Here is a 21,264-nt window from a genome sequence, read left to right as displayed (position 1 = left end):
AGGGGGCACTCATGTCGGATTTCCTGCCCGAGGCCGTGCGCAAGGGTCTTGAAGAGGCGCACAAGGCAATGCTGCGCAAGTCGAAACGGCTCTGCGTGCATGATGGTGACGATGTTCACCGCGTGCTTCGCCTGTGGGAGACCGGCTTCGCGCTTGAGAAAGATGCCCCGCCGCTGCGCGGTTTCGTCGACATCTACGATGGCCCCCGCCACCTTTATTCCTGCCTCGTCGTCTCGTCGGAACATGAGGGGGAGGAGCGTGTGTACGAATTCAAGCGCTCCACCCGCGTCAGCGACCGGCCGGCGCTGGATTTCGCGCAGGACGATTTCGTGCCAGCGGGGCTTCTGCCCCGGGGCGCCTGAGCGCCCCGGACTGTCCTCCGCGCTATTGGCCCGCCCTACTGAAGGTCTGCGAAGGCCGATTGCAGGCGCTGCACTGCGTCTTCGATCTGCGCGCGCGGCATGGCGATGTTGAAGCGCAGCCAGGTGTCGCCGCCCTTGCCGAACGACGGGCCCGGGCTGGGTGCAATCTTCGCCTGGCCCTGCACCCGCTCCAGCACCTCATCGAGGCTCATACCGGTGCCGGAGAAATCGACCCAGGCCAGGTACGTGCCCTCCATCGGCATCAGCGACAGGCCAGGGATGCCTGCGATGCCCTTTGCGAACACCTCGAGATTGCCGGCCAGATAGGCGCACATCTCGTCCACCCAGGCGGCACCCTCTGGCGAATAGGCCGCCGTCGTCATGTGCAGGCCGATGGAATTGGGCGACAGGCCCAGCGCAGCCATCTTGGCGGCGAAGCGCTCGCGGAGCGCTTCGTCAGAGATGATCACCTGGCCGGTATGGGCGCCCGCGATGTTGAAGGTCTTCGACGGGGCGGAAAGAGTGAGCAGTCGGTCAGCCACGCCGTCGATCAGCGCGGTGGGGATGTGCTTGTGGCCGGGCAGCACGATGTCCTGATGGATCTCGTCAGAGACGATCAACAGATCGTGCTTGCGGGCAAAAGCTGCCACCGCCTCCAGCTCGTCCCGCCGCCAGACGCGGCCGGCGGGGTTGTGCGGGCTGCAGAGGATCAGCACCTTGGCGTGGCTCGGCAGCTCTTCCGACCAGCGGTCGATATCGAGCACATAGGCGCCATCTTCGCCCACCGGCATCTGGCATTCGATCAGCTCGCGCCCCGCCGCGCCGACGATACGGCCGAAGGCATGATAAACCGGCGCGAACACGACCACGCCGTCGCCGGGCTGGGTGAACGCTTCGAGGATCACGGCGATGGCGTTGACCAGCCCGTGGGTGGTGAAGATATGCGCGGGGTCGATTTGCACGCCGTGGCGCTCTTCCATCCACCAGCGGATGGCCTCGCGATAGGCGCGGTCATCGCCGAAATAGCCGAAGGAGCCGAGCTCGATCATGCGGCTCACGGCGTCGAGCGCGACCTGCGGCGGCACGAATTCCATATCCGCCACCCACATCGGCAGGCCGTCGTCGGGAGAGACACCGCAAAAGCCCTCCATCGCGTCCCATTTGGCGGTATGCGCGCCGCGCCTGTCGATGATGTCGTCGAAGCTCATGAAATTCTCCTTGGGGTCGGCCGGCGGAGCGTAGCCCCGTTGCAGGCAGTTGCAAGGCTGCGCCCTACCGCCTAGATCAGCGCCCATGATTTTGCCCATCCTCATCCACCCCGATCCGCGCCTGAAGACCCGCTGCCAGCCCGTCGACGAGGTGACGGACGAGCTGCGCCGCCTGGCCGACGACATGCTGGAGACGATGTACGACGCCCCCGGCATCGGCCTCGCCGCGCCGCAGGTCGGCGTGATGAGCCGCCTGCTGGTGATGGATTGCGTGAAAGACGAGGAGGAGCCGCCCCAGCCGATGGTGCTGCTCAACCCCGAGGTCATCGGCGCTTCGGAGGAGCTGAGCACGTTTGACGAGGGCTGCCTGTCGATCCCCGAGCAATATGCCGAGGTCACCCGCCCGGCGGAGGTGGACGTGCGCTGGCTGGGGCTGGATGGCGAGATGCACGAGCAGCATTTCGACGGGCTCTGGGCCACCTGCGTGCAGCATGAGATCGACCATCTGAACGGCAAGCTCTTCATCGACTACCTCAGCGCGGTGAAGCGGCAGATGATCACCCGCAAGATGCAGAAGCTGAAGCGCGAGCGGGCCCGGGCGTGAGCCTGACGCTGCGCCTCGTGCCCGACCCGGTGCTGCAGGCCATCTCCGAGCCGGTGCGGCCGGGGGCAGAGGCGGGCGAGTTGGCGCGCCAGATGCTGGAGCTGATGTATGTCCATCGCGGCCGCGGCCTGGCGGCGGTGCAGGCAGGCTGGCTTGCGCGGCTGTTCGTGATGGATGTCGACTGGCCGCAGGGCAGCCCGCGCCCCCGCATCTTCGCCAATCCGCGCGTGGTGCGCGAATCGAGCCGCCTGCAGGTGGTGCCCGAGAGCTGCCTGTCGATCCCGGGCGTGAGCCGGCGCATCGCGCGGCCTGCCGAGATCGTGCTGGCGTGGCAGGGCACGGACGGGCGGCAGCGGCAGGAGGCGTTCGAAGGCTATGAGGCGACCATCATCCAGCACGAGATCGACCATCTGGACGGTGTGCTGATGACCGAACGCCCGGAGGTGCCGCGATGAGAGAGTTCCTGCGCTGGCCCCACCCGATGCTGCGCGCCAAGGCGGCGCCGGTCGCGGAGATCACCGACGAGATCCGCGAGATCTGGGCCGAGATGATTGCCTCGATGGACGCGATGCCGGGCGTTGGCCTCGCCGCGCCGCAGATCGGCGTGCCGCTGCGGCTGGCCGTGGTGGATGCGAGCGACGCGCGGGGGCAGGCGATCCGCATGGCGAATCCGGAGGTGCTGCATGCCTCGGTCAAGCTGATGGAGCATGAAGAGGCCTCGCCGAACCTGCCGGGGCTGTCTGCGGTGATCACCCGGCCGAGGGCGGTGACGATGCGGTTCGTGAACGCAGCGGGCGAGATGGAAGAGCGCGATCTGGTCGGTCTTTGGGCGATTTCGGCGCAGCATCAGGTCGATCACCTGAACGGGCGGATGTATTTCGACAATCTCAGCCGGGTGAAGCGCGACATGTTTCTGCGCAGGGCGCGGAAGGGCTGAGCCGGCGCGGCTTGCCGGCCCTGACGGGCCGTCGCGCGGGGCAAGAGAGGAGCGATGCGATGCGGCTGATCTTCATGGGAACGCCTGACTTCTCTGTCCCTCCGCTGCAGGCGCTGGCCGCGGCGGGGCACGAGATCGCCTGCGTCTACACCCAGCCGCCCCGCCCCGCCGGCCGCGGCAAGAAGCCCCGCCCCAGCCCCGTGCAGCAGGCGGCGGAGGCGCTGGGGCTGGAGGTGCGCCATCCGGCAAGCCTGAAGGGCGCCGAGGAGCAGGAGGCCTTCGCGGCGCTCGGCGCCGAGTTGGCGGTGGTGGTGGCCTACGGGCTGATCCTGCCTCAGCCGGTGCTGGACGCGCCGGAGCGCGGCTGCCTCAACATCCACGCCTCGCTGCTGCCGCGGTGGAGGGGGGCGGCGCCGATCCACCGGGCGATTATGGCGGGCGATGCCGAGACGGGCGTCTGCATCATGGGCATGGAAGCGGGGCTGGACACCGGCCCGGTGCTCTTGCGCCGCACGGTGGCAATCGGCGCGGAGGAGACCACGGGCGAGCTGCATGACCGGCTCTCCACCCTTGGCGCCGAAGCGGTGGTGGAGGCGCTGGCGCACCTGGACGAGCTGGTGCCCGAGCCGCAGCCGGAGGATGGCGTGACCTACGCCGCCAAGATCAGCAAGGACGAAGCCCGCATCGACTGGGCCCGCCCGCCGGTGGAGCTGGCCGGCCATATCAACGGCCTGTCGCCGTTCCCCGGCGCCTGGGCGCCGCTCGGCGAAGAGGACGGGGCCGAACGGCTGAAAGTGCTGCGCGCCCGGCCGATTGGGGCTGAGGCGGGCCTGGCCCCCGGCAGCCGGCTGCCCGAGGCGGAGGGGCTTGCGGTGGCCTGCGGCACGGGGGGCGAGGCGGGGGCGATAGAATTCCTGCAGGCGCAAAGGCCGGGCAAACGGCCGATGAGTGCCGAGGAGCTGCTGCGCGGGGCGGCGTTGCCGGAGCGGTTCGGCTAAGGGAAGGCGGCGCGCCGGGACCTTCGGTGCCTCCGGCGGAGGTATTTCTGGCCAGATGAAGCTGAGGGTCCACCCTGCCCGGCCGCGGCGCCTCGGGCTGCGGCGGGGCAGGGCTTCACCTGGCGCGGCCATCGGCTCCTCAGCCTGTGCCGCGCTGCAGATTTACGAAATCGTGGTGAAGGAGGGGTAAACGCCGGAGCTTCGGGCGGGAGAATTCCCCCGCCCGCCGGCGATCAGGCGGCGAGGCCTTTGGCGCCGAGCCCCAGGTACTTGCGGCGGCGGTCGGCGCGCAGCGCCTCGGCCCCCATGTTGGAGAGCTGCTTGAGCTGCGCCTGCACTTCCTTGCCGACGGCCTTGATCGTCGCCGCCGGGTCGCGGTGGGCACCGCCGATGGGCTCCTTCACGATCTTGTCGATCACCGCGAGCTGTTCGAGATCCTGCGCTGTCAGATGCAGGGCCTCGGCGGCCTCACGCATCTTGTCGGCATCCTTCCACAGGATCGAGGCGCAGCCCTCGGGCGAGATCACCGAATAGATCGAATGCTCGAGCATCAGCACCTTGTTGGCGGTGGCGATGCCCACGGCGCCGCCGGAGCCGCCCTCGCCGATGATGACCGAGACCATGGGCACGTTCAGGCGCAGGCATTTCTGCGTGGCGCGGGCGATGGCCTCGGACTGGCCGCGCTCCTCGGCCCCCTTGCCGGGGAAGGCGCCGGGCGTGTCGACCAGCGTCACCACCGGCAGGCCGAAGCGGTCGGCCAGATCCATCAGGCGCACGGCCTTGCGGTAGCCCTCGGGGCGGGCCATGCCGAAGTTGCGCTCGATGCGGCTCTTGGTGTCGTGGCCCTTCTCGTGGCCCATCACCACCACCGGCATGCCCCCCATGCGGGCGAGCCCACCCATGATGGCGTGATCGTCGGCGAAGTTCCTGTCACCCGCCAGCGGCGTGTAATCGGTGCAGAGCGCCTCGATGTAATCCTTGCAATGCGGCCGTTCGGGATGGCGCGCCACCTGGCATTTCCGCCAGGGGCTGAGCTCGGAATAGAGCTTGATGAGCAGGTCGGAGGCCTTCTTGTCGAGCTGAGAGGCCTCCTTCTCGACATCCATCTCCTTGTTGGCCCGCGCCATGGCGCGCAGCTCGTTGGCCTTGCCTTCGAACTCCGCGATCGGCTTCTCGAAATCGAGATAGTTGTTCATCGAACCTCCTGAGGGCGCCGGGCCATTCCCCTATATGCAACGCGCTGCGGGCTTTGCAACCGGGGCCGTGGCAGGGCCGGGGGCCTGAGGCGGCGGCCCGCCGGGGCGCCAAAATGGGCGGCAGGGGCGAAAGAATTCTCTGCCGCCCGCCGGGGCCTCCCTTGCGGAGCCGCGCGAAAAGCGGCTGGATGCCGCAAACGCACGCCATCTGGACGGAGCTCCCATGATCACCCCTCCCTATCTTCTCTTCCTCGGCGACGCACCCGACCGGCTGGCCGCCAAAGTGGCGCAGGGCATCCGCGACTGGCGCCCCGACTACGCTGTCGGCCAGCTGCGCCTGCCGGGGTGCAAGGCCGATCTCGGCCTGCCGGATATGTCGCTCGAAGCCGCCCGCGAGGCCGGCGCGCAGACGCTGGTGATCGGCGTTGCCAACCGCGGCGGCGTGATCTCGGAGACCTGGAAGGCGGTGCTCGGCGAAGCGCTGGAGATGGGCTACGACCTCGCCTCGGGCCTGCACAACCTGCTGCGCGACGAGCCGGCGCTGGTGGAGACCGCCAAGGCGAACGGCCGCACCCTGCACGACGTGCGCATCCCCACGGTGAAATACCCGATTGCCAATGGCGAACCCCGCACGGGCAAGCGGTGCCTGGCCATCGGCACCGATTGCTCGGTCGGCAAGATGTACACGGCGCTCGCGATGGAGAAGGAGATGGCCGAGCGGGGCATGAAGGCCACCTTCCGCGCCACGGGGCAGACCGGCATCCTCATCACCAGCGAGGGCGTGCCGCTCGACGCCGTCATCGCCGATTTCATGGCCGGCGCGGTGGAATGGCTGACGCCCGACAACGATGCCGACCATTGGGACATCATCGAGGGCCAGGGCTCGCTCTTCCACCCCTCGTACTCCGGGGTGACGCTGGCGCTGATCCATGGCGGCCAGCCCGATGCACTGGTGCTCTGCCATGAGCCGACCCGCGAGCACATGCGCGGCCTGCCCGGCCGCGACCTGCCGAGCCTTGAGGCGCTGCGCGATCTGGGCCTGACCATGGCGCAGATGGTCAACCCCGCGGTGCAGGTGACCGGTATCTCGATCAACACGGCGGGGCTGGAGGAAGAGGCGGCACGGGACTATCTGGCCGAGGTGGAAGAGCGCATGGGCCTGCCCACGGTCGACCCCTACCGCCACGGCGCCGGCCGGCTGGTGGATGCGCTGGGGGCGATCTGAGGCGCCCCGCCACCAAAAGCCAGAAGGACGATCCATGACCCTATCTGTAATGGCCGAGAGCTTTCGCCTCGCCGAAGTCTTCACCATCTCGCGCGGCAGCCGGACAGAGGCGCATGTGCTCACTGCCCGCGTCACCCGCGACGGCAGCCAGGGCGCAGGCGAATGCGTGCCCTACGCCCGCTACGATGAGACTTTGAAGAGCGTGACCGCGCAGATCGAGGGGCTGGACGAGGGCATCTCGCGGCAGAACCTGGCGGACGCCCTGCCCGCCGGCGCCGCCCGCAACGCGGTGGATTGCGCGCTGTGGGACTGGCAGAGCAAGAGCTCCGGCGCGCCGGTCTGGCAGCTGGCCGGCCTGCCGAAGCCCAAGCCGCTGACCAGCGCCTACACGCTCTCGCTCGACACGCCCGAGAAGATGGAGGCGGCAGCGGCGAAGCACAGCGCCCGTCCGCTCCTGAAGATCAAGCTCGGCACGCCGGAAGACATGCCCCGGCTCGAGGCGGTGCGGAGGGGAGCGCCGAAGGCAAGGCTGATCGTCGATGCAAACGAGGGCTGGACGGCGGAGGTCTATGCCGAGCTGGCGCCGCATCTCATTCGCCTCGGGGTGGAGCTGGTGGAACAGCCGCTGCCCGCAGGGGCCGATGACATGCTGGGCGAGATCGAGCGCCCCCTGCCCGTCTGCGCCGACGAGAGCTGCCATGACCGTGCGACGCTGGCGGGGCTGGCCGGCAAGTACGACGTGGTGAACATCAAGCTCGACAAGACCGGCGGGCTGACAGAGGCGCTGGCGCTGCGCGACGCCGCACGCGAGGCGGGCTACAAGGTGATGGTGGGCTGCATGGTGGGCTCGTCGCTGGCCATGGCGCCGGCGGTGCTGGTCGCCCAGGGCGCGGAATGGGTCGATCTCGACGGGCCGTTGCTGCTGGGCGAAGACCGTGAGCCGCCGGTGCGCTTCGAGGGCTCGACGATCTACCCCGCCGATCCGGCGCTCTGGGGGTAGGGCCCCGCCAGGACAGACCTTCATAAGAGACGCCAGCCTCAGACTACCGCGCCGCACGCCGGACCGTGGTGTGGCGCCACGACATCCCCGCTAACACGCTTAATGCCCGCCACACCCCTCCCAGCGGCGGGCTGGGCACTGCCTCAACCAGAGCGCCAGCCCGCCGGGACGGGCCGGCGCTCGCGCGGCGGCCTGCGGCCTTGATTCCGCGCAGGGGGCGTGAGCGGCACCGGTGCCAAGGCGACGCCAGCGCCCAACTCTCTTGACCTCCCCCCGCAAAAGCGGAAGGTCGCCGCACCAGCATGAGGAGCCCCCGGATGAGCCGCATCGTCTATGTGAACGGAGAATATCTGCCCGAGGATGAGGCCAAGGTCTCTGTCTTCGACCGGGGCTTCCTGATGGCCGATGGCGTCTACGAGGTCACCTCGGTGCTCGGCGGCAAGATCCTCGATTTCGCCGGCCATTCCGCCCGCCTCTCCCGCTCGCTGACCGAGCTGCAGATGGACGCGCCCTGCTCCGATGACGAGCTGCTGGCGATGTTCCGCGAGCTAGTGGCCCGCAACGAGATCACCGACGGCATGGTTTATCTGCAGGTCACCCGCGGCAACCCGGGCGACCGGGATTTCGCCTTCCCGCCGGCGGGCACCAAGCCCACCATCGTGGCTTTCACGCAGAACAAGCCCGGCCTCGCCGACAACCCCATCGCGAAGACCGGCATGAAGGTCATCTCGATCCCCGACATCCGCTGGGGCCGGCGCGATATCAAGACGGTGCAGCTGCTCTACCCCTCGATGGGCAAGATGATGGCCAAGGCCGCCGGCGCCGATGACGCCTGGATGGTCGAAGACGGCACCGTCACCGAGGGCACGTCGAACAACGCCTATTTCGTCAAGGACGGCGTCATCGTCACCCGCCAGCTCAGCGAAGACATCCTGCACGGCATCACCCGCGCCGCGGTGCTGAAATTCGCCGCCGAAGCGCAGATGAAGGTCGAAGAGCGGCCCTTCACCATCGAAGAGGCGCAAGGTGCTGATGAAGCCTTCATCACCTCCGCCTCGGCCTTCGTGATGCCGGTGATCGAGATCGACGGCACCGCCATCGGCAGCGGCACCGTCGGGCCGGTGGCCACGCGTCTGCGCGAGATCTACCTGGCGGAAAGCCTGAAGACCGCGATCTGAGCGCCTCACCCGGCCTCGTAGCCGAAGCGGCGGAAATCTTCGCCGTAGAGCAGCGCCACCTTCTCCCGGATCTCGGGGGTGTAGTGCTCGGCCAGCAGCGCCGCGGCATTCGTCCGGTGCGGTGCGCGCGCCTCGTAGGCGCCGAGCAGGCCGCCGAGCCGGGCGTCGAGCGCGGCGAAATCGGCATCGAAGCTCTCGATCTTGCCGATCAGGCCGTAACGGACCAGATCCGGCCGCAGGAGCAGCCATTGCGGGCGCCAGTGCGGGTCCCACCGGGGGCGCCTGTCGCGATGCGTCCAGAGCAGCTCGACGAAATCGGCGAAGGTGATGTCGTCTTCCACCTGCACACCGTGGCCCTTGCAGAAGGCAGCCCTGTCGGCCGGCTCGTTGAGGATCTTGTCGAGATAGGCCGAGAGCACCCGCGCGAAGGGGTCGCGCACGAAGCAGAACCGGGTGAACTCGCCCTCCAGCACCTCCTGCAGCATGTGGGGCGGCAGCTGGTAGGGCTTCACATGCACCGAACCCACCCTGTCGGGATGCGGGGGCACCTGCGCGCGGGGAATGCCGGAGCCGGCGATCTCGACCTCGATCAGCTTCGATTTCACCGTGGTCGAGGCGACTTTCGGCGTTTGCACGTAGAGGTAGCGGTGCTTCAGCGAGATATGGAAGAAGGCATTGATCTCGTTCCCGAAAGCGGCGGTGACGGCAGACACGCCCTCTTCGGCCGGCTCGCTGAAATCCTTCGGCATGATGTTTCCCCCTGACATGTGACTATTCCGCCTGCATGCTCTTGGCGGCCCCCCGCAGCGCCTCGCGCAGCCCATCGCGCCAGCCGCGGTACTTCTCGGCGATATTGGCCAGGCGGCGCGCCACCTCCTCTTCGCTCATCTCGTCGCGCTCGGCGCGGGCCTTCACCTCAGCCTGCTCGCGCTCGACCCGGGCGGCGACCTCTTCGGCACTGCCGGCGCCGAGCTGGTAGCCGAAGTGGCGGTAGAAGAAGCCGCCTTCGATGCGGCAGCGCTCATAGGTCTGCTCGGGGTCGAAATCGTGGCTGTGATAGACGGTGGCGGTGGGGGCGTAGAGCTTGGTGAAGCCCGCCTCGATGATATCGCGCGCCCAGACCTGATCCTCGCCGTAGTCGATCTCGGGATAGGGAAAGTCACGCCAGATGTCGCGGCGCATGGCCGAATTGTTGTCGGAATAGAAATGCAGCAGCTGCCGCCAGCCCTTGTCGCCGCTGTCCCAGCGGGCACGGTCAGTCTCGCGGCTGAGGGCGAGCGGGTATTTCAGCATGTTGTCGAAATGCTGCTCGATCTCGCGACGCACGAAGGCAGGGTGGTGCGGATAGGGTTTGTGGCGGCCGAAGATGCCGGCGGCGCGCTCGTGATGATCGAGCATCCGCAGCAAGTCGGCGGCCCAGTCGGGCCCGGTGGGGCGGGCATCCTGGGTGAGGAAGGCGATGACCGGCGCCTCGCCCAGCGCCGCGGCCTGGTTGCGGGTGCGGCCGTGCTGAAAGCTCTGTTTCGGGATGACGGTGAGCGAGACATCGCGCTGCGCCGCGAGCCAGGGGCCGGTGCCGTCGCCGCTGGAGCTGTCGATGCAGAAGATCTGCATCTCCTCCGCCATGCTCTGCGCGCGGAGCGCGGCGATCACCGGTTCGATCTCGCCAAGGCCGTTGTAGGTGGGGATCACAACATCCATGCGCTTGCGGCGGCGTCTTATGCCGGCGGGGGCGGCGAGCGCCTGCTCTGCCGAAATACGCTCGACGATCGCCGCCTCGACATCGCGGGCCGAACGCTCCCACGAGAATTGCCGCACCCAGGCCAGCGCCCGCTCGGCCTGGCGGCGCCTGTCTTCCGGCGCGTCGATGAGGGCGGAGAGGCGGGCGGCGATGCCTGCCGGCTCCGGACCCGCGAGGGCGGTGACGCCCTCGGGGAAGATGGCGCGCGTGCTCTCGCCATCGAGCTCCAGCACCGGCAGGCCGCAGGCCATCATCTCCTGCGGGACGAGCGAATAATTGGTGCCCGAGAAGCAGATGCCGATGTCGCAGCTGTTGTAGAGCTCGGCCAGCGCGGCGGCGTCGAGCACGCCGTGATCCTGCGCGTGGAAGCGCGCCTCGTCGTAATCGAGCTTGTGCTGCCCGAAGAAGTGCACCTCGAAATCCTGCCGCTCGCGGCCCAGCGCCTGCAGGGCCAGCAGCGCCAGGTCGACACAGCGCCGCTCGGTATGCGCGCGGGCGTAAACGGCAATGCGGGCCGGGCGGCGCGGGCTGGGCGGCTGGTAACGGTGGGCCTGGCCGGGCTTGTCGTGGATGTCGTAATGGGCCGGATCGTAGGCCAGCGAGAAGGCGCGCGCCCAGCGGCCGTAGCGTTGCTCCATCATCTGCTGCAGCCAGGGGCTGGCGCAGATGCAGGCCAGATCGAAGCCATAGGTGGCACGGGCCAGCAGCGCCTCTGCCCCGGTCGGGAAGAATTCCGGCTCGTGATCCTGCACGAAGTAGAACTTCTGCGCGAAGCCCTGCAGCGCCTTGACCTGCCAGGCCGTCGACCAGCCGGTGGCGAGGATCACGTCGCCCCGCGCCTCGGCCAGCCCGTCGGAGGCGAAGCGCACCCGCGCCCGAACGCATTGGAAGTACTTCACGATGTCTTCCCAGGCGCTCTCGGCATCTTCGTGCAGCGAGGATTGGTCGATCCAGATCGTGCAGCGGTGCCCGAATTGCTCAAGGAAGCGCACCATGCGGAAGATGGTCATGTGACCGCCGCCACCGCGAGAGAAATCGGGCACCAGCCAGTGGATATCCATCGCCCGCGTGTTGATGCGCGAGGGCGGCGTGGGCGGCCGGCGCGAGGCCGGAAGGCTGGCGGGCAAAACGGCGGCAGAGAGGGCGGGCACAAGATCGGCCGCGGGGTTGTAGCCGATGCCGACAGCGGCGGCGGCATGGGCGCGCCGCCCCTCGGCCTGGCCGAAGAGCAGGTAGTGCAGGAAGGGGTTCACCCCGCTTTGCACGATGTCAGGGTAGGTCTCCAGGTAGAAGCCGGTCGAGAAGCTGGGCGACGGGTCGCGCCGCTCGCGCCAGCCGCGGGTCATGTAATGCAGCAGCAGCTCGGCGTCGGAGCCTTCGAGATCCTCGTTGCTGGCACGGTAGAAATCCGGGTCGAACTGGCCGATCACCGCTTCGAGATCGGCCTCGCCCAGCGCAGACACATCGCGCGCATCGACCAGATCCTTGCCCTCGCGCTCGGCCAGCGAGTGATCGTCGGGCGTGGGGGCGCAGACGCGGCCCTCTGCCCGGCCGGCGAGGGCATAGTGCAGCAGCGGGTTGATATCGGCCGCGATGAGATCGGGCGCGTTGACGAGGTAGTACGAGGTGGAGAATTCCGGCGACGGGTCGTGCCCCTGCCGCCATCCCACCACCATGTAATGGCGGGCGAGGCTGGCATCGTCGCCTTCCAGATGCGGGTGGCGGGCGCGGTAGAAGGCGGCGTCGAAGAAGGGCGCGACATTCGCCAGATCCTCGTCGCTCACCTCGCCCACCGGCTGCGGGCCGGGCCCCGCCTCGCGGCCATGCAGCGGTCGCGCCTCGGCATGGCCGACCTGCAGGAAATGCAGGAAGGGGTTCACCCCGGCCTCGGCCACATCGGGGTTGAGGCCGAGGTACTCCCGCACCGAGAAGTTGGCGTTGGGGTCGAGCCCCTCGCGCCAGCCTACCATCAGGAAATGCGCGGCCAGCGTGCCCGGCTCAAGCTCTGCCAGGTCGGGCCGGCGCTCGGCATAGGCGGTGGCATCGAATTGCGGCACCACCAGCGCCAGATGCCGCGCCTCGACCCGGGGCGCGCCCTGCTGCCGCCAATGGCTGAGCCAGGCTTCGCGGCCCTCGGACTTGCCGGTGAGCACGTAATGGGCGAGCGGGTTGATGCCCGCCGCGGCGACATCGGGGTTGGCATCGAGGTAATCGGCCAGAGAGAAGCCGGCGCAGCCATCGCGCCCCTCGCGCCAGCCGGTGCTGAGGAAATGCCCCAGCAGCGCGGGCGGCGCCATGGCCGGCAGATCGGGGTTCGTCAGCCGGTAGAAGGCGGCATCGAACGCGCCCAGCAGCGCCGGAGGCGCACCCTCGCCCGCCTGACCGGCCAGGTTGGCCGGCTCACGGCGCCAGCCATCGAGAAGCCGCCCGATATCGCGGATGACGCTGCGCATTGCCGATTCCTCACTCCCTCAGACAGGTGGCGAGCCCGGCGCCCGGGCGATCCGCTCACATGGGGGATTTTGGAATCAGCTTGGTTAAGAATCCGAAAACGGCGGCGGCAGCCGGTTCAGCTTCCTTCGGGCGCGCGGGCGGCGAAGGCCGCCTTGGCCTCGGGCGAGGCCTCAGATTGGTGCTTGGCGCGCCAGTCATCATAGGGCTCGCCGTAGTAGACCTCGCGCGCCTCGTCCTTCGAGAGCTCGACGCCGCGTTCGGCAGCGGCCTCCTGATACCAGCGCGACAGACAATTGCGGCAGAAGCCGGCCATGTTCATCAGGTCGATGTTCTGCACGTCGGGCCGCTCTTCGATGAGATGCTGGCGCAGACGGCGAAAGGCGGCGGCTTCGATTTCGATACGGGTCTGGTCGTCCATGATGGCCTCCTCAGGGGTTGCCGGGAAGGTAAGGTGCCCGGCGCGGCTGTGAAAGCCCAGCCGGCTCAGACGCCGGCCTGCGCCAGCGCTTCCACCAGCATCGGCGCCAGCCGCTCGGCCCAGGCGCGCTGCTGCTCTTCGGTTTCGATCAGGTCGTTCCGTATTTCCAGCAGCAGGTTCGGCCGACCGGGGACGAGGCAATGCTTGTCGATGGAATCGCCGGGCATATGGCCGCCATAGGGCTCGTTGTCGCCCACAACGAGGTGAGGCTCGCGCGCCAGGCGTGCCAGCAGAGGCTCGGACAGGCGCCGGTCTTCATCCGCCGTGAGCACGCCTAGATGCCAGGGCCGCGGCGGGCGGTTGCGCAGTTGCGGCGTGTAGGAATGGATGGCGACGATCGCCGTGTCGCGACGGCGCGCTGCGAGGTCGCCATAGGCGCGGTGATAGGGGCGGTAGAGCCGCTCCAGCCGCTCTTCTCTGCCAGCCTTGCCCACCCTGGCATTGGCGGGGATGACCGAGCCGTCATAGAGCTTCATCACCAGCGTCGGGTCGTCTTCGCCCCGGTTGGGGTCGATCACCAGGCGCGAGAAGCGGGTGAGGATGGCGGGCGAGTCGAGCGCCTCGGCCAGCGCGCGGGTCACGCCGGCGGCGCCGGGATCGTAGGCGATGTGGCGCAGCATATCCTCGGGCGGCAGGCCGAGATCGCCGCCATTCACCCAGGGCGGCACGATGTTGGTGGCGTGATCACACGTCACCAGCCAGCGGCCAGGCCGCGCCTCACCGATGGTTTCATAGGCATTATCGGCATTTTTGCCGGTTTCGGTCATCTAGCTTGTACCTGTCATCTTGCCGAAAGGCGACTTAGGCTAGTTGTGAGCAAATGGAAATCGCGCGATAAGGCGTGCGAAGGGGCTGTTAGCGTTAACGGCGGCCCGTCTGTATGCCGAAAGACAGATCGGCCGGCCTGAGGGCCGGCCTGACCGAACAAGGGGCTAGATGCCATGAAACGCCATCGCAATGTGAAGATCGTCGCCACCCTCGGCCCGTCGTCCTCGACCTACGAGGTGATCCGCGCGCTGGTCGATGCCGGCGCCGATGTCTTCCGCCTCAACATGAGCCACGGCAGCCATGACGAGATCCGCGAACGGCACGAGATCATCCGCCGGGTGGAAAGCGATCTGGGCACGCCCATCGCCATCCTGGCCGACCTTCAGGGCCCCAAGCTGCGCGTCGGCACCTTCGCCGACAGCTCGGCCGAGCTGGAAGACGGACAGAGCTTCCGCCTCGATCTCGACGAAACGCCGGGCGACGCGACCCGCGTGCAGCTGCCCCACAAGGAGATTTTCGATGCGCTGGAGCCTGGCGCCTCGCTGCTCGTCAACGACGGCAAGATCCGCCTGAAGGTGAAGGATTGCGGCGCCGATTTCGCCGATTGCGAAGTGCTGGTGGGCGGCACCATCTCGAACCGCAAGGGCGTGAACGTGCCCGACGTGGTGCTGCCGCTCGCCGCCCTGTCGCCGAAGGACAAGAAGGATCTCGAGTTCGTCTGCGAGCTCGGCATCGACTGGCTGGCCCTGTCGTTCGTGCAGCGCGCGGCGGATGTAGAAGAGGCCCGGGCACTCGCCAAGGGCCGCGCTAATGTGCTGTCGAAGATCGAAAAGCCCGCAGCGGTGCGTTCGTTCGAAGAGATCCTCGCCGTGTCCGACGGCATCATGGTCGCCCGGGGTGACCTTGGCGTCGAGATGCCGGTACAATCGGTGCCGACCATCCAGAAGCGCCTCACACGCCTTTGCCGGGCCGCCGCCAAGCCGGTGATCGTGGCGACGCAGATGCTGGAGAGCATGATCGAAAGCCCGATGCCGACCCGTGCCGAAGTGGGCGACGTGGCCGCCGCCATCTACGAGGGCGTCGATGCCATCATGCTCTCGGCAGAAAGCGCCGCCGGCGACTACCCGATCGAGGCGGTTCAGACGATGGATAACGTCGCCGCCGAGGTCGAGAACGACCCGACCTATACTGAGATCATCGAGGCTTCCCGCCGGGCCGACAGCTCTTCCGTCGCCGGCGCGATCACCGCCGCCGCGCGTGAGATCGCCGAGAAGACCCAGGTGAAGGCCATCTGCTGCTTCTCCGAAAGCGGCACCACGGCGCTGATGGTCGCCCGCGAGCGCCCGCGCGTGCCGATCGTCGCCATGACCAACATGGAGAAGACGGCCCGTCAGCTCTGCCTTGTCTGGGGCACCAATTGCGTGGTCGTTCCCCAGGTGAGCCGCTTCAAGATGGCGGTGGTCGAGGCGGTGCGCGCCGCCAAGGCGCTGGGGCTTGCCGAAGACAAGGACAACATCGTCGTCACCGCCGGTGTGCCCTTCAACACGCCCGGTTCGACGAACATCCTTCGCGTCGCACCTTGCGAGGAACGTTTGATCTTTGCCTCCGAGCCGGAATAGGCTCGCCCGACCTAGCGGGGAGCCCTGGCAATGACTGCCGATCTGTACTTCGTCATCGGCATCGTCATCGGCGGGCTCTCGATCCCGCCCATCTTCGGCGCGCTGATCGAACGGCGGGCGCCGCGCATGGCGGCGGTGATGATCGCCATCGCCGCCATGCTGATCTTCATCGCCATGCGCCAGTCGCCTGGCACCTACACCATCGCCACGATCCCCGACGCCTTCGTGCGGGTGATCGGCGACATGATGAACTAGGCTCCGAGGCCCCGCAGCCCCTTGCCACATGGGCGCATTGCCCCTATACGGCCCGCTCTATCCGCGCGTCCGGCCCCTACCGGCATTGCCGAGTCGCGCCAGAAGATCCGAAAAGGAGATGGAAATGCCGAAGATGAAGACGAAATCGAGCTGCAAGAAGCGGTTCAAGGTCTCGGCCTCTGGCCGGGTCATCGCGGGTCAGGCCGGCAAGCGCCATGGCATGATCAAGCGCTCCACCAAGTTCATTCGCAACGCTCGCGGCACGACGACCCTGTCGAAGGCCGACGAAGGTATCATCAAGCCGATGATGCCGTACGCGCGCTGAACCGGAGGAGTTTGAGACATGTCCCGCACCAAGACCGGCCCCGTTACCCACCGTCGCCACAAGAAGGTCCTCGACCAGGCGAAGGGCTATTACGACCGCCGCGGCAGCACCTTCAAGGTCGCCAAGCAGGCCGTCGACAAGGCCAACCAATACGCCACGCGCGACCGCAAGAACCGCAAGCGCACGTTCCGTGCCCTGTGGATCCAGCGGATCAACGCCGCCGTGCGCAGCCATGACGAAGCGCTGACCTACAGCCGCTTCATCAACGGCCTGTCGCTGGCTGGCATCGAAGTCGACCGCAAGGTCCTCGCCGATCTCGCCGTGCACGAGCCCGAGGCGTTCGGCGCCATCGTCGACCAGGCGAAGAAGGCCCTGGCCTGAGCTTCACGCTCACCTATGGAATACGAAAGGCCGTCCCTCGGGGCGGCCTTTTGCTTTGAAGCTCCCTGGTCCGCCTCGCCAGGCGCGGAGCCCCAGGCTTGCAAAACGCCGCGGCTCTGCTAGATGATCTGTCCATGACGATCTGCGCCATCACGTTCCGGCTCTTTAGCAGGCCCCCGGGGGCCTCTGCCGGATTGGGCGCCTGACGCCACGCATCCACTGACAGCAGAGACCTTCGGGGGCGGCCCATGCATCCGGCCCGCGCTTGCGCGCGCGGGGCGAAGACCGTAGCACCAGCCCAACGAAAAGAGGGCCCCCATGATGGACGATCTCAAAGCGAAATACCTCTCCGCCATCGCGGATGCCTCTGACGAGGCCGCGATCGAAGAGGTGCGGATCGCAGCGCTCGGCAAGAAGGGCGAAGTCAGCCTGAAGATGCGCGAGCTGGGCAAGATGACGCCCGAAGAACGGCAGACCGCCGGCCCCGCGCTCAACGCCCTGAAGGACGAGCTGAACAGTGCCCTCGTCGCCCGCAAGACGGCGCTGGCCGATGCGGCGCTGGAAGAGCGGCTGCGCGGCGAATGGCTCGACGTGACGCTGCCGGCGCGGCGGCGCCCGGCAGGCACGGTCCACCCGATCAGCCAGGTGATGGAAGAGGTCACGGCGATCTTCGCTTCCCTCGGGTTCTCGGTGGCCGAGGGGCCGAGGGTGGAGAGCGACTGGTACAATTTCGACGCGCTCAACATCCCCGGCCACCACCCGGCCCGCGCGGAGATGGACACGTTCTACATGCGCCGCGCCGAGGGGGATAACCGCCCACCGGCCGTGCTGCGCACCCACACCTCCCCCGTGCAGATCCGCACGATGGAGAAGAGCGGCGCCCCCATCCGCATCATCTGCCCCGGCGGCGTCTACCGCGCCGATTACGACCAGACGCACACCCCGATGTTCCACCAGATCGAGGGCCTCGCCATCGACAAGGACATCTCGATGGCCAACCTCAAATGGGTGCTGGAGCAGTTCTTCACCGCCTTCTTCGGCACCGACGTGAAGACCCGCTTCCGCGCCTCGCACTTCCCCTTCACCGAGCCTTCGGCGGAGGTCGACGTGCAATGCGCGTGGGACAATGGCACCGTGAAGGTGGGCGAGGGCGACGACTGGCTGGAGGTTCTGGGCAGCGGCATGGTGCACCCCAACGTGCTGCGCAACGCCGGCATCGACCCGAACGAGTACCAGGGCTTCGCCTTCGGCATGGGCATCGACCGGCTGGCGATGCTGAAATACGGCATCCCGGATCTGCGGGCGTTCTTCGACAGCGACCTGCGGTGGCTGCGGCACTATGGATTTGCGTCGCTGGATCAGCCGGGGTTGGCTGGGGGTTTGAATAGGTGATAATTCAAATTACTGTGAGGAATGCAGATTTACCCTTGACAAGTGTCGAGGCCTCCGAGTTGGGTATTGAAGGCGCGAGGCGCAGCCGAGCGAGTGAGCCGCAGGCGAACGGCCTACAATACCCAACTCGGACGCGCCCGACGCGCAGAGTCTTGCAAGCGATTGATATTGCTTGCAAAAAAGCGATTCGCGGCGGCGAAGAACTCGCGGAGTTTCTCACTCATTTTTCGGCTCCTATACGACCTGCTGAGGGGAGTGATCGTATAGATCATTTTAGACGTTTTCTGGCAATAAGACAAGCTTTTTCAGCGACTTAGGCCAGATTACGGCTTCCTGTCCGTCAAGAGGATTGAAATACAATGCCCCTCTTCCACCCCGACCGCCGCCAGCAGAACGAGGCGTCCAAGCGTCTCTGGGCGCGCTACGAGATCGTCTATACCTTCGTCGATTTCAGCGCGGCGCTCTGCTTTATCGTCGGGTCGGTCATGTTCTTCTACAGCTCGTGGACGACCATGGGCACGTGGTTCTTCCTCATCGGCTCGATCCTCTTCGGCGCCAAGCCGACCATCCGGCTGGTGCGCGAGATCAAGCTCTACCGGATGGGCGACGACGCAGACCTCGCCAAGAGATACCGGTCGTAGGGTGCGTGCTCGCACGCACCGAACCAAACACTGGCCGAAGGTGCGTGACGAGCACGCACCCTACGAGAGACGAGGGGCCCCCGCGCCCCGCAAAGGAGACCACCTATGAAATTCACCCTCTCCTGGCTGAAGGACCATCTGGAAACCTCCGCCTCCGTGGCCGAGATCGCCGAGGCGCTGACCGACCTCGGGCTGGAGGTCGAGGGCATCGAAGACCCCGCCGAGAAGCTGAAAGGCTTCACCATCGGCAAGGTCACCGCTGCCGCCCAGCACCCCGATGCGGATCGCCTGCGCGTCTGCCAGGTGGAGACGGACGAGGGCCCGAAGCAGATCGTCTGCGGTGCGCCCAATGCCCGCGAGGGGATCACCGTGGTCGTCGCCAAGCCGGGCGCCTATGTGCCGGGGCTCGATATCACGATCTCCGTCGGCAACATCCGGGGCGTCGAGAGCCACGGCATGATGGCCTCCGAGCGCGAGATGGAGCTGTCCGACGAGCATGACGGCATCATCGAGCTGCCCTCCGGCGAGGTCGGCGAGGAATTCGCCGACTGGCTGGCCGCGAACCGGCCCGAGGCCGTCGACCCGGTGATCGAGATCGCCATCACCCCCAACCGGCCCGACGCGCTCGGCGTGCGCGGCATCGCCCGCGACCTCGCGGCGCGGGGGCTGGGCAAGCTGAAGGAGGTTCCCTTCGAGCCGGTGGCGCCCGCCTTCACCTCCGATCTGCAGATCAGCGTCGATGACGACACCCGCGACGGCTGCCCGCTCTTCTGCGCGACCGTCATTCGCGGCGTGAAGAACGGGCCGAGCCCGGCGTGGCTGCAGGCGCGGCTGAAGGCGATCGGGCTGCGGCCGATCAACTTCCTCGTCGATGTGACGAACTTCTTCACTTACGATCTCAACCGCCCGCTGCACGTCTTCGACGCGGCCAAGGTGAAAGGCGCGATCCGCGTTTCCCGGGCCGAGGGCGGCGAGGAGCTGCTGGCGCTCGACGGCAAGACCTACCGCTTCCAGCCGGGGCAGATGGTGATCGGCGATGACAACGGCCCCGAGAGCATCGCCGGCATCATGGGCGGCGAGCATTCCGGCAGCGAGCTGGAGACGACGGACGTGATCGTCGAGAGCGCCTATTGGGACCCGGTGCAGATCGCCTACACCGGCCGCGCCCTGAAGGTGCATTCCGATGCGCGCTACCGCTTCGAGCGCGGGGTCGATCCGGCCTTCACGCCCGAGGGGCTGGCCCGCGCCGTGCGCATGATCGTGGACATCGCCGGCGGCGAGGCCAGCGAGATGATCCAGGTGGGCGAGGTGCCCGACACGTCGCGCTCCTACAAGCTCGACACCGACCGCGTGGTCAGCCTCGTCGGCATGGAGATCCCGGCCGAGGAGCAGCGCGCGACGCTGGAGGCGCTCGGCTTCACGCTGGATGGCGACATGGCCTCCGTGCCGAGCTGGCGGCCGGATGTGCAGGGCGAGGCGGACCTCGTGGAGGAGGTGGCGCGCGTGGCGTCCCTGACGAAGTTGCAGGGCAAGCCCATGCCGCAGGTGCCCGGCGTGCCGAAGCCGGTGCTGACGCCGATGCAGCGGCGCCTCGGCTTCGCGCGGCGGCAGGCGGCGGCGCTCGGCTACAACGAATGCGTCACCTACAGCTTCATCGAGGCAGGCGCGGCCCAGCTCTTCGGTGGTGGCGATGAGGCCACGGCGCTGGAGAACCCGATCTCCACCGACATGTCGCACATGCGCCCCTCGCTGCTGCCCGGCCTTCTGGCCGCCGCGGCGCGCAACCAGGCGCGCGGGCAGGCGGATTTCGGGCTCTTCGAGGTTGGCCATGTCTTCTCCGGCGGCGAGCCGGGGGACGAGGACTGGCAGATCGCCGGCATCTGGGTTGGCAAGACCGGCCCGAAGGATCTGCACGGCGAGAGCCGGGCCGAGGATGTCTTCGACGCCAAGGCCGATGCCGAGGCCGTGCTTTCGGCCATGGGCGCGCCGGCGAAGATGCAGGTGATGCGCGGCGGCGAGGGCTGGTGGCATCCCGGCCGGCACGGGCGCTTCTGCCTTGGGCCGAAGAAGGTCATGGGCACCTTCGGCGCGCTGCATCCCAAGGTGCTGGCGGCGATGGATGTGAAGGGGCCGGTGGTCGCCTTCACCCTCTCGCCGGAGGAGGTGCCCCTGCCCCGCGCCAAGTCCCCCGCCCGCCCGGCGCTGGAGGCCAGCGCCTTCCAGGCGGTCGAGCGTGACTTCGCCTTCGTGCTGCCGAAGGACGTCGAAGCGCAGGTGCTGGTGAATGCCGCGCAAGGCGCCGACAAGGCGCTGATCTCCGAGGTGCGGGTCTTCGACGAGTTCGAAGGCGGGTCGCTGGCGGAGGGGCAGAAGAGCCTGGCCTTCACCGTGCGGCTGGAACCGAAGGCGGGCACGCTGACGGACGAGGAGATCGAGGCCGTGGCGGCCAAGGTCGTCGACAAGGTCTCGAAAGCCACGGGCGGCGCGCTTCGCGGCTAATTC

At 67.7% G+C, this 21,264-nt stretch carries 21 protein-coding genes; 15 read left to right on the top strand and 6 right to left on the bottom strand.

Features of this window, described 5'->3' with window-relative positions; genetic code table 11:
* The first annotated feature begins 11 nt into the window (after window positions 1–11).
* Window positions 12–362, top strand: coding sequence for a hypothetical protein (locus tag ACXN5S_RS02830; RefSeq protein WP_458603866.1), 351 nt, complete (start codon window positions 12–14; stop codon window positions 360–362).
* A 35-nt stretch (window positions 363–397) separates the two neighbouring features.
* Here the strand turns inward: ACXN5S_RS02830 and ACXN5S_RS02825 are convergent, their stop codons facing one another.
* Window positions 398–1,570, bottom strand: a complete 1,173-nt coding sequence (locus ACXN5S_RS02825) for a MalY/PatB family protein (protein ID WP_458603865.1) — start codon at window positions 1,568–1,570, stop codon at window positions 398–400.
* Between the two features lie 85 nt (window positions 1,571–1,655).
* Here ACXN5S_RS02825 and def (ACXN5S_RS02820) point away from each other — a divergent pair, with 85 nt between their 5' ends.
* The 4 genes from def (ACXN5S_RS02820) to fmt are packed head-to-tail and all read left to right on the top strand — an operon-like array spanning window position 1,656 to window position 4,109.
* A complete protein-coding gene (gene def, locus ACXN5S_RS02820; protein ID WP_458603864.1) occupies window positions 1,656–2,174 on the top strand; it encodes a peptide deformylase in 519 nt (172 codons plus the stop codon).
* Complete coding sequence (locus tag ACXN5S_RS02815; RefSeq protein WP_458603863.1) at window positions 2,171–2,629, top strand: peptide deformylase; 459 nt, start codon at window positions 2,171–2,173, stop codon at window positions 2,627–2,629. The genes def (ACXN5S_RS02820) and ACXN5S_RS02815 overlap by 4 nt, the downstream gene beginning before the upstream one ends.
* The gene (gene def / locus ACXN5S_RS02810; protein ID WP_458603862.1) at window positions 2,626–3,111 is read left to right on the top strand and encodes a peptide deformylase; all 486 of its coding nucleotides are present in this window, start codon (window positions 2,626–2,628) and stop codon (window positions 3,109–3,111) included. The genes ACXN5S_RS02815 and def (ACXN5S_RS02810) overlap by 4 nt, the downstream gene beginning before the upstream one ends.
* 59 nt (window positions 3,112–3,170) lie before the next feature.
* Window positions 3,171–4,109: a methionyl-tRNA formyltransferase gene (gene fmt, locus ACXN5S_RS02805; RefSeq protein ID WP_458603861.1), complete on the top strand. Its 939-nt coding sequence runs from the start codon at window positions 3,171–3,173 to the stop codon at window positions 4,107–4,109.
* A 233-nt stretch (window positions 4,110–4,342) separates the two neighbouring features.
* Here the strand turns inward: fmt and ACXN5S_RS02800 are convergent, their stop codons facing one another.
* Window positions 4,343–5,305 carry an acetyl-CoA carboxylase carboxyltransferase subunit alpha gene (locus ACXN5S_RS02800; protein ID WP_458603860.1) on the bottom strand — a complete coding sequence of 321 codons (963 nt, stop codon included), beginning with the start codon at window positions 5,303–5,305 and terminating at the stop codon, window positions 4,343–4,345.
* A 223-nt stretch (window positions 5,306–5,528) separates the two neighbouring features.
* Here ACXN5S_RS02800 and dgcN point away from each other — a divergent pair, with 223 nt between their 5' ends.
* The 3 genes from dgcN to ACXN5S_RS02785 all read left to right on the top strand — a co-directional run bounded on the left by dgcN (window position 5,529) and on the right by ACXN5S_RS02785 (window position 8,708).
* A complete protein-coding gene (gene dgcN, locus ACXN5S_RS02795) occupies window positions 5,529–6,530 on the top strand; it encodes an N-acetyltransferase DgcN (RefSeq protein ID WP_458603859.1) in 1,002 nt (333 codons plus the stop codon).
* A gap of 34 nt (window positions 6,531–6,564) precedes the next feature.
* A complete protein-coding gene (gene dgcA / locus ACXN5S_RS02790) occupies window positions 6,565–7,530 on the top strand; it encodes an N-acetyl-D-Glu racemase DgcA (protein ID WP_458603858.1) in 966 nt (321 codons plus the stop codon).
* A gap of 317 nt (window positions 7,531–7,847) precedes the next feature.
* Entirely contained in the window at window positions 7,848–8,708 is an 861-nt protein-coding gene (locus ACXN5S_RS02785; RefSeq protein WP_458603857.1) for a D-amino-acid transaminase, read from the top strand.
* A 5-nt stretch (window positions 8,709–8,713) separates the two neighbouring features.
* On the opposite strand, the gene ACXN5S_RS02780 is transcribed toward ACXN5S_RS02785, so the two are convergent.
* From ACXN5S_RS02780 to ACXN5S_RS02765, 4 genes are all read right to left on the bottom strand, one after another.
* A complete protein-coding gene (locus ACXN5S_RS02780) occupies window positions 8,714–9,457 on the bottom strand; it encodes a sulfotransferase family protein (RefSeq protein ID WP_458603856.1) in 744 nt (247 codons plus the stop codon).
* Between the two features lie 22 nt (window positions 9,458–9,479).
* Window positions 9,480–12,902 (bottom strand): rhamnosyltransferase WsaF family glycosyltransferase, encoded by a 3,423-nt coding sequence (locus ACXN5S_RS02775; RefSeq protein ID WP_458603855.1) that lies wholly within the window; start codon window positions 12,900–12,902, stop codon window positions 9,480–9,482.
* A gap of 116 nt (window positions 12,903–13,018) precedes the next feature.
* Window positions 13,019–13,321: a DUF1244 domain-containing protein gene (locus tag ACXN5S_RS02770; protein WP_458603854.1), complete on the bottom strand. Its 303-nt coding sequence runs from the start codon at window positions 13,319–13,321 to the stop codon at window positions 13,019–13,021.
* 65 nt (window positions 13,322–13,386) lie between these two features.
* Entirely contained in the window at window positions 13,387–14,148 is a 762-nt protein-coding gene (locus tag ACXN5S_RS02765; RefSeq protein WP_458603853.1) for an N-formylglutamate amidohydrolase, read from the bottom strand.
* 174 nt (window positions 14,149–14,322) lie between these two features.
* Here ACXN5S_RS02765 and pyk point away from each other — a divergent pair, with 174 nt between their 5' ends.
* The 7 genes from pyk (at window position 14,323) to pheT (ending at window position 21,261) form a co-directional block, all read left to right on the top strand.
* Window positions 14,323–15,768, top strand: coding sequence for a pyruvate kinase (gene pyk, locus ACXN5S_RS02760; RefSeq protein WP_458603852.1), 1,446 nt, complete (start codon window positions 14,323–14,325; stop codon window positions 15,766–15,768).
* A gap of 30 nt (window positions 15,769–15,798) precedes the next feature.
* On the top strand, window positions 15,799–16,023 hold the full coding sequence (locus ACXN5S_RS02755) for a hypothetical protein (protein ID WP_458603851.1): 225 nt from the start codon (window positions 15,799–15,801) through the stop codon (window positions 16,021–16,023).
* A 124-nt stretch (window positions 16,024–16,147) separates the two neighbouring features.
* A complete protein-coding gene (gene rpmI / locus ACXN5S_RS02750; protein WP_458603850.1) occupies window positions 16,148–16,348 on the top strand; it encodes a 50S ribosomal protein L35 in 201 nt (66 codons plus the stop codon).
* An 18-nt stretch (window positions 16,349–16,366) separates the two neighbouring features.
* On the top strand, window positions 16,367–16,729 hold the full coding sequence (rplT, locus tag ACXN5S_RS02745; protein WP_458603849.1) for a 50S ribosomal protein L20: 363 nt from the start codon (window positions 16,367–16,369) through the stop codon (window positions 16,727–16,729).
* 321 nt (window positions 16,730–17,050) lie between these two features.
* Window positions 17,051–18,121: a phenylalanine--tRNA ligase subunit alpha gene (pheS, locus tag ACXN5S_RS02740; protein ID WP_458604075.1), complete on the top strand. Its 1,071-nt coding sequence runs from the start codon at window positions 17,051–17,053 to the stop codon at window positions 18,119–18,121.
* Between the two features lie 359 nt (window positions 18,122–18,480).
* Window positions 18,481–18,762 carry a YrhK family protein gene (locus ACXN5S_RS02735; RefSeq protein WP_458603848.1) on the top strand — a complete coding sequence of 94 codons (282 nt, stop codon included), beginning with the start codon at window positions 18,481–18,483 and terminating at the stop codon, window positions 18,760–18,762.
* A 105-nt stretch (window positions 18,763–18,867) separates the two neighbouring features.
* The gene (gene pheT, locus ACXN5S_RS02730; protein WP_458603847.1) at window positions 18,868–21,261 is read left to right on the top strand and encodes a phenylalanine--tRNA ligase subunit beta; all 2,394 of its coding nucleotides are present in this window, start codon (window positions 18,868–18,870) and stop codon (window positions 21,259–21,261) included.
* Window positions 21,262–21,264: the final 3 nt, after the last annotated feature.

This window comes from Pseudoroseicyclus sp. H15 (genome assembly GCF_054353345.1).
This window is presented reverse-complemented; position numbering and strand designations above follow the sequence as displayed.

Bases quoted from the DNA above. Each gene is read 5' to 3' on its own strand.
- ACXN5S_RS02830 (WP_458603866.1), top strand. From the start codon at position 12: ATGTCGGATTTCCTGCCCGAGGCCGTGCGCAAGGGTCTTGAAGAGGCG.
- ACXN5S_RS02825 (WP_458603865.1), bottom strand. From the start codon at position 1,570: ATGAGCTTCGACGACATCATCGACAGGCGCGGCGCGCATACCGCCAAA.
- def (WP_458603864.1), top strand. From the start codon at position 1,656: ATGATTTTGCCCATCCTCATCCACCCCGATCCGCGCCTGAAGACCCGC.
- def (WP_458603862.1), top strand. From the start codon at position 2,626: ATGAGAGAGTTCCTGCGCTGGCCCCACCCGATGCTGCGCGCCAAGGCG.
- fmt (WP_458603861.1), top strand. From the start codon at position 3,171: ATGCGGCTGATCTTCATGGGAACGCCTGACTTCTCTGTCCCTCCGCTG.
- ACXN5S_RS02800 (WP_458603860.1), bottom strand. From the start codon at position 5,305: ATGAACAACTATCTCGATTTCGAGAAGCCGATCGCGGAGTTCGAAGGC.
- dgcN (WP_458603859.1), top strand. From the start codon at position 5,529: ATGATCACCCCTCCCTATCTTCTCTTCCTCGGCGACGCACCCGACCGG.
- dgcA (WP_458603858.1), top strand. From the start codon at position 6,565: ATGACCCTATCTGTAATGGCCGAGAGCTTTCGCCTCGCCGAAGTCTTC.
- ACXN5S_RS02785 (WP_458603857.1), top strand. From the start codon at position 7,848: ATGAGCCGCATCGTCTATGTGAACGGAGAATATCTGCCCGAGGATGAG.
- ACXN5S_RS02780 (WP_458603856.1), bottom strand. From the start codon at position 9,457: ATGCCGAAGGATTTCAGCGAGCCGGCCGAAGAGGGCGTGTCTGCCGTC.
- ACXN5S_RS02775 (WP_458603855.1), bottom strand. From the start codon at position 12,902: ATGCGCAGCGTCATCCGCGATATCGGGCGGCTTCTCGATGGCTGGCGC.
- ACXN5S_RS02770 (WP_458603854.1), bottom strand. From the start codon at position 13,321: ATGGACGACCAGACCCGTATCGAAATCGAAGCCGCCGCCTTTCGCCGT.
- ACXN5S_RS02765 (WP_458603853.1), bottom strand. From the start codon at position 14,148: ATGACCGAAACCGGCAAAAATGCCGATAATGCCTATGAAACCATCGGT.
- pyk (WP_458603852.1), top strand. From the start codon at position 14,323: ATGAAACGCCATCGCAATGTGAAGATCGTCGCCACCCTCGGCCCGTCG.
- ACXN5S_RS02755 (WP_458603851.1), top strand. From the start codon at position 15,799: ATGACTGCCGATCTGTACTTCGTCATCGGCATCGTCATCGGCGGGCTC.
- rpmI (WP_458603850.1), top strand. From the start codon at position 16,148: ATGCCGAAGATGAAGACGAAATCGAGCTGCAAGAAGCGGTTCAAGGTC.
- rplT (WP_458603849.1), top strand. From the start codon at position 16,367: ATGTCCCGCACCAAGACCGGCCCCGTTACCCACCGTCGCCACAAGAAG.
- pheS (WP_458604075.1), top strand. From the start codon at position 17,051: ATGGACGATCTCAAAGCGAAATACCTCTCCGCCATCGCGGATGCCTCT.
- ACXN5S_RS02735 (WP_458603848.1), top strand. From the start codon at position 18,481: ATGCCCCTCTTCCACCCCGACCGCCGCCAGCAGAACGAGGCGTCCAAG.
- pheT (WP_458603847.1), top strand. From the start codon at position 18,868: ATGAAATTCACCCTCTCCTGGCTGAAGGACCATCTGGAAACCTCCGCC.